This is a genomic window from Halomonas sp. 707D4, from assembly GCF_024158685.1.
Classification (GTDB): Bacteria; Pseudomonadota; Gammaproteobacteria; order Pseudomonadales; family Halomonadaceae; genus Vreelandella.
On the sequence record NZ_JAMZBD010000197.1, the window covers coordinates 1 to 5,537 of the forward strand.

Consider the following 5,537-nt stretch of genomic DNA (forward strand, 5'->3'; position numbering starts at 1 on the left):
TCCCTACGCCGGCGATCACCTCGCCGGGGTGGACGAGGTCGGTCGCGGCCCGCTGGTGGGAAGCGTTGTGGCCGCGGCGGTGATCCTCGATCCGGCCCGGCCGATCGAAGGGCTCGGCGACTCCAAGACCTTGAGCGCCAAGAAGCGCGAGGCGCTCGACGTGCTGATTCGCGAGCGGGCGCTGGCCTTCTGCGTGACCGAGGCGAGTCCGGCCGAGGTCGATGCGCTCAACATCTACCACGCCACGCATCTGGCCATGCGCCGGGCGGTTGACGGCCTCGCGCCGCAAGCGGAGTATCTGCTGGTGGACGGCAACCGGCTGCCCGGCCACCGGCTTCCCGGCCAGGCGGTGGTGAAGGGCGACGCCCGCCATCCGGCGATCGCGGCGGCGTCGATTCTCGCCAAGGTGGCCCGCGACGCCCAGATGGTGGCGCTCGATGCGCGCTACCCGCACTACGGTTTCGCCCGTCACAAGGGCTACCCGACCCGGGAGCACCTGGCGGCCCTCGCGGCCCACGGGGCGCTCGACGAGCATCGCAGAAGCTTCGGGCCGGTCAAGCGGCAGCTGGCGCTTTTCTAGGCACACTCATTTTTACCAGTGGTGAATTTCCCATGACGCCTCCTTTCGTTCATCTGCGCGTGCACAGCGAGTACTCCCTGGTCGATGGCCTGGTGAAGCTGAAATCGCTGGTGAGCACCACCGCCAGCCGCGACATGCCGGCGACTTCGCTGACCGACGAGACCAACCTGTTCGGCCTGGTGAAGTTCTACAAGGCCGCTCAGGGCGCGGGGCTCAAGCCGATCATCGGTTCTGACCTGTGGCTCGCCAACCCCCACGACGAGACGCACCCCTACCGTCTGACGCTGCTGGCGATGAACGATGTCGGCTATCGCAACCTCACCGAGTTGATCTCGAAGGGATGGAGCGAGGGCCAGCGCCAGGGCCGGGCGCTGTTGCAAAAGCAGTGGGTGATCGAGCAGAGCGAGGGCCTGATCGCGCTCTCCGGCGGGCGCGAAGGCGAGATCGGTCGTCACCTGCTCAGCGACCATGCCCGCGAGGCCCGCACGCTGCTCGACGAGTGGCAGGCCGCCTTTCCCGACCGCTTCTATCTCGAACTCACCCGCACCGGCCGCCCGCTGGAGGAGGACTGCGTACATGCAAGCGTGGCGCTGGCGCTCGAGTCCGGCGCGCCGGTAGTGGCGACCAACGACGTGCGCTTTCTCGAGCGCGACGACTTCTGGGCCCACGAGACGCGGGTGGCGATCGGCGAGGGCAAGGCGCTCGACGACCCGCGCCGCGAACGCCGCTATACCGAGGAGCAGTACCTCAAGAGCCCCGAGGAGATGGCGGAGCTGTTCGCCGATATCCCCGAGGCGCTCGAGAACAGCGTGATGATCGCAAGGCGCTGCAGCGTCGACGTGCGCCTGGGCGAGATCTTCCTGCCGGAGTTCGAGATCCCCGAGGGCATGACCCAGGACGAGTTCTTCAGGAAGGTCTCCCACGATGGCCTCACCGAGCGCCTCGACTTCCTGTTTCCGGTGGACCGCTACCCGCGCGACGGCGACGAGTACAAGGAGATCGATGCGCGCTACCGCGAGCGGCTGGAGTTCGAGCTCGACGTCATCATCCAGATGGGCTTTCCCGGCTATTTCCTGATCGTGATGGACTTCATCCAGTGGGCCAAGGACAACGACGTGCCGGTGGGGCCGGGGCGCGGCTCCGGTGCGGGGTCACTCGTGGCCTACGCGCAGAAGATCACCGACCTCGATCCGATCGGCTACGACCTGCTGTTCGAGCGCTTCCTCAACCCGGAGCGGGTCTCGATGCCCGACTTCGATGTCGACTTCTGCATGGAGAAGCGCGACCGGGTCATCGAGTACGTGGCGGATCGCTACGGGCGCAACGCGGTATCCCAGATCGTCACCTTCGGCACCATGGCGGCGAAGGCCGTGGTGCGCGATGTCGCCCGTGCCCAGGGCAGGCCCTATTCGCTGGGTGACAAGCTCTCCAAGCTGATCCCGTTCGAGGTGGGCATGACGCTCGCCAAGGCGATCGAGCAGGAGCCGGCGCTCAAGGAGTTCGTCGAGACCGACGAGGAGGCCGAAGAGATCTGGGAGATGGCGCTCAAGCTCGAGGGCACCACCCGCGGCACCGGCAAGCACGCAGGGGGCGTGGTGATCGCGCCGACCAAGCTCACCGACTTCTCGCCGCTTCTGTGCGACGAGGACGGCTCGGGGCTGGTGGTCCAGTTCGACAAGAACGACATCGAGGACGCGGGGCTCGTCAAGTTCGACTTCCTGGGCCTGCGCACGCTGACCATCATCGACTGGGCGCTGGAGATGGTCGACAAGGTGCGTGACGCCGCGGGCCAGGGCCCGCTCAACATCGACGCCATTCCGCTCGACGACGGCAAGACCTTCGAGATGTTGAAGCGCGCCGAGACCACGGCGGTGTTCCAGCTCGAATCCCGAGGCATGAAGGAGCTGATCAAGCGCCTGTTGCCGGATTCGCTGGACGACATGATCGCCCTGGTGGCGCTTTTCCGTCCCGGGCCCCTGCAGTCCGGCATGGTGGACGACTTCATCAACCGCAAGCACGGCCGGGCGGAAGTGTCTTATCCACACCCGGATTACCAGCACGAGCTGTTGAAACCCGTGCTCACGCCCACCTACGGCATCATCCTGTACCAGGAGCAGGTGATGCAGATCGCCCAGGTGATGGCCGGCTACAGCCTCGGCCAGGCGGACATGCTGCGCCGGGCGATGGGCAAGAAGAAGCCCGAGGAGATGGCCAAGCAGCGCGCCGGCTTCATGGACGGCTGCGCGGCCAACGGCATCGACAAGGACCTGGCGGGCAACATCTTCGACCTGGTGGAGAAGTTTGCCGGCTACGGCTTCAACAAGTCGCACTCGGCGGCCTACGCGCTGGTCTCCTACCAGACTGCCTGGCTCAAGGCGCACTATCCCGGCCCCTTCATGGCGGCGGTCATGTCCACCGAGATGGACAACCTCGACAAGGTGGTGCCCTTGATCGAGGAGTGTCGCAACCTCAAGCTCACCGTGACCCCGCCGGACGTCAATGTCGGTGGCTACAAGTTCACCGTCGATACCGATGCCCGCGTGGTCTACGGGCTCGGCGCGATCCGCGGCGTGGGCGAGGGGCCGATCGGCGCCATCGTCGCCGCACGCCAGGAGGGCGGGCCGTTCAAGGATCTGTTCGACTTCTGCCGGCGCATCGACCCCAAGCGCATGAACAAGCGCACCCTGGAGGCGCTGATTCGCTCCGGCGCCTTGGATAATCTCGGCCCCAACCGGGCGGTGCTGTTCGCCGCCATGGAGGATGCGCTCAAGGCGGCGGCGCAGAACCACGCCAACCAGAGCCTGGGCATGCTCGACATGTTCGGCGACGCCTTCGCCGCTACTGAGGAAGATACGGCGGTGGATGTCTACGCCGAGTATCGCCACGCTCGGGAGTGGTCCGACCGCGAGCGGCTTTCCGGCGAGAAGGATACCCTCGGGCTCTACCTCACCGGTCACCCCATCGACGAGTACGAGCGCGAGCTCAAGCGCTTCGTCTCGACGCGTATCAGTGACTTGAAACCCTCCCGCGAACCCCAGCGGGTGGCGGGGCTGGTAGTGGCGATGCGTACCATGAAGTCCAAGCGTGGCGACACCATGGCTTTCGTGACGCTGGACGATCGCACCGGGCGCATCGAGGCCTCGGTGTTCGGCGAGCTGTTCGAGCAGCTCAGAGGCCAGAACCTCGACGGCCAGGTGCTGATCGTCGAGGGCGACGTGTCGAGCGACGACTTCTCCGGCGGGCTCAAGCTTCGCGGCAAGGAGGTCACGCCGATGGTGGCGGCGCGGCTGTGCTATGGTCAGGGGGTGGAGGTCGCCCTCGACGCGGCGCAGATCAACGGCCGGCTGGTGGAGAGTCTGCGCGACTGCCTCGACCCCTACCGCGACCCGCAAGGGCTTCCGGTGCATCTGCATTACCGCCACAGCGCGGCGACCGGGTGGCTGGCACTCGACCAGAGCTGGAGCGTGACCCCGAGCGACGACCTGCTTCAGGCGCTACGCGACGTCGAGGGGCAGGTGGGTATCCAGCTTCGCTACCGGTAGCGTTGGGCTGCGCGCCTTGCGCGCGTAGGCCAAGGTGCGATAATGCACGTTTAACTGACGTCTTCGATCAGGTTTTTTACAGGCAGCTTACAGGCAGAGCCGATGAATCCCAATTATCTCGATTTTGAACAGCCCATTGCCGAGCTTCAGGCGAAGATTGAAGAGCTGCGCTTGGTGAGCTCCGGCAGCCAGGTCAACCTCTCCGACGAGATCACCCGGCTCGAGGAGAAGAGTCGCAAGCTGACGGAATCGATCTTCAAGGACCTCACCCCCTGGCAGGTGTCGCAGATTTCGCGCCATCCCCAGCGCCCCTACGCGCTGGACTACTTCGCGTCGGTCTTCACCGATTTCGACGAGCTGCACGGTGATCGCAACTTCGCCGACGACGCCGCGCTGGTCGGCGGCGTGGCGCGTCTCGACGATGCCCCGGTGATGGTCATCGGCCACCAGAAAGGCCGCGACGTGAAGGAGAAGGTGCGCCGCAACTTCGGCATGCCGCGCCCGGAAGGCTACCGCAAGGCGTGCCGCCTGATGGAGATGGCCGAGCGCTTCAAGATGCCGGTACTCACCTTCATCGACACCCCCGGGGCCTACCCCGGCATCGACGCCGAGGAGCGCGGCCAATCCGAAGCGATCGCCTACAACCTGGCGGTGATGTCGCGGCTCAAGACGCCGATCATCTCCACCGTGGTGGGCGAGGGCGGCTCCGGCGGGGCGCTGGCCATCGGCGTGTGCGACGAGCTGCACATGCTGCAGTACTCCACCTACTCGGTGATCTCGCCGGAAGGCTGCGCCTCGATTCTGTGGAAGAGCGCCGAGCGCGCCTCGGACGCCGCCCAGGCGATGGGCATCACCGCCGAGCGCCTGAAGGAGCTGGGCTTCGTCGACGAACTGATCAAGGAGCCGCTGGGCGGCGCCCATCGTCATCCCCAGACCACCGCCGAGCGGGTCAAGCAGGCACTCACCGAAAGCCTGGATCGGCTCAAGGGCATGGACACCGACGCGCTGCTCGAGCGCCGTTTTGATCGCTTGATGAGCTATGGCGCCCCCGCCGCCTGATCTTTCGCGGCTGCTCGACGACGCCCTGGCGGAGACCCCGCCGGGGCGTTGCGTTTGGGTCGCGCTCTCCGGCGGGCTCGACTCTTCGCTGCTGGTGAGCCTCGCTGCCCCGGCCTGTCGCCGGGCGGGGCGGGCGCTGGCCGCGCTGCACGTCGATCACGGCCTGCAGCCCGCCGCCTCGGCATTTGCGGCCCACTGCCAGTCGTTGTGCCGCACGCTCGACATTCCCCTGCACGTCGCCCGAGTAACGGTCGAGACACACGGCGAGGGGCTGGAAGCCGCCGCCCGTCGGGCACGCTACCAAGCCTTCGTCGACGTCGTGCCCGCTGGCGACACGCTGTGGCTCGCCCAGCACC

General features: G+C 66.6%; 4 protein-coding genes. All 4 read left to right on the plus strand.

What is annotated here, in order from left to right:
• Positions 1-580, plus strand: a 580-nt coding sequence (rnhB, locus tag BIS11_RS09780) for a ribonuclease HII (protein WP_253585987.1), incomplete at its 5' end; no start/stop codon positions are given.
• Positions 581-612: 32 nt separating this feature from the next.
• Positions 613-4,122 carry a DNA polymerase III subunit alpha gene (dnaE, locus tag BIS11_RS09785; RefSeq protein ID WP_253423349.1) on the plus strand — a complete coding sequence of 1,170 codons (3,510 nt, stop codon included), beginning with the start codon at positions 613-615 and terminating at the stop codon, positions 4,120-4,122.
• 102 nt (positions 4,123-4,224) lie between these two features.
• A complete protein-coding gene (locus BIS11_RS09790) occupies positions 4,225-5,181 on the plus strand; it encodes an acetyl-CoA carboxylase carboxyltransferase subunit alpha (protein WP_253423352.1) in 957 nt (318 codons plus the stop codon).
• Positions 5,162-5,537, plus strand: a 376-nt coding sequence (locus tag BIS11_RS09795; protein ID WP_301286436.1) for an ATP-binding protein, incomplete at its 3' end; no start/stop codon positions are given. The genes BIS11_RS09790 and BIS11_RS09795, both read left to right, overlap by 20 nt.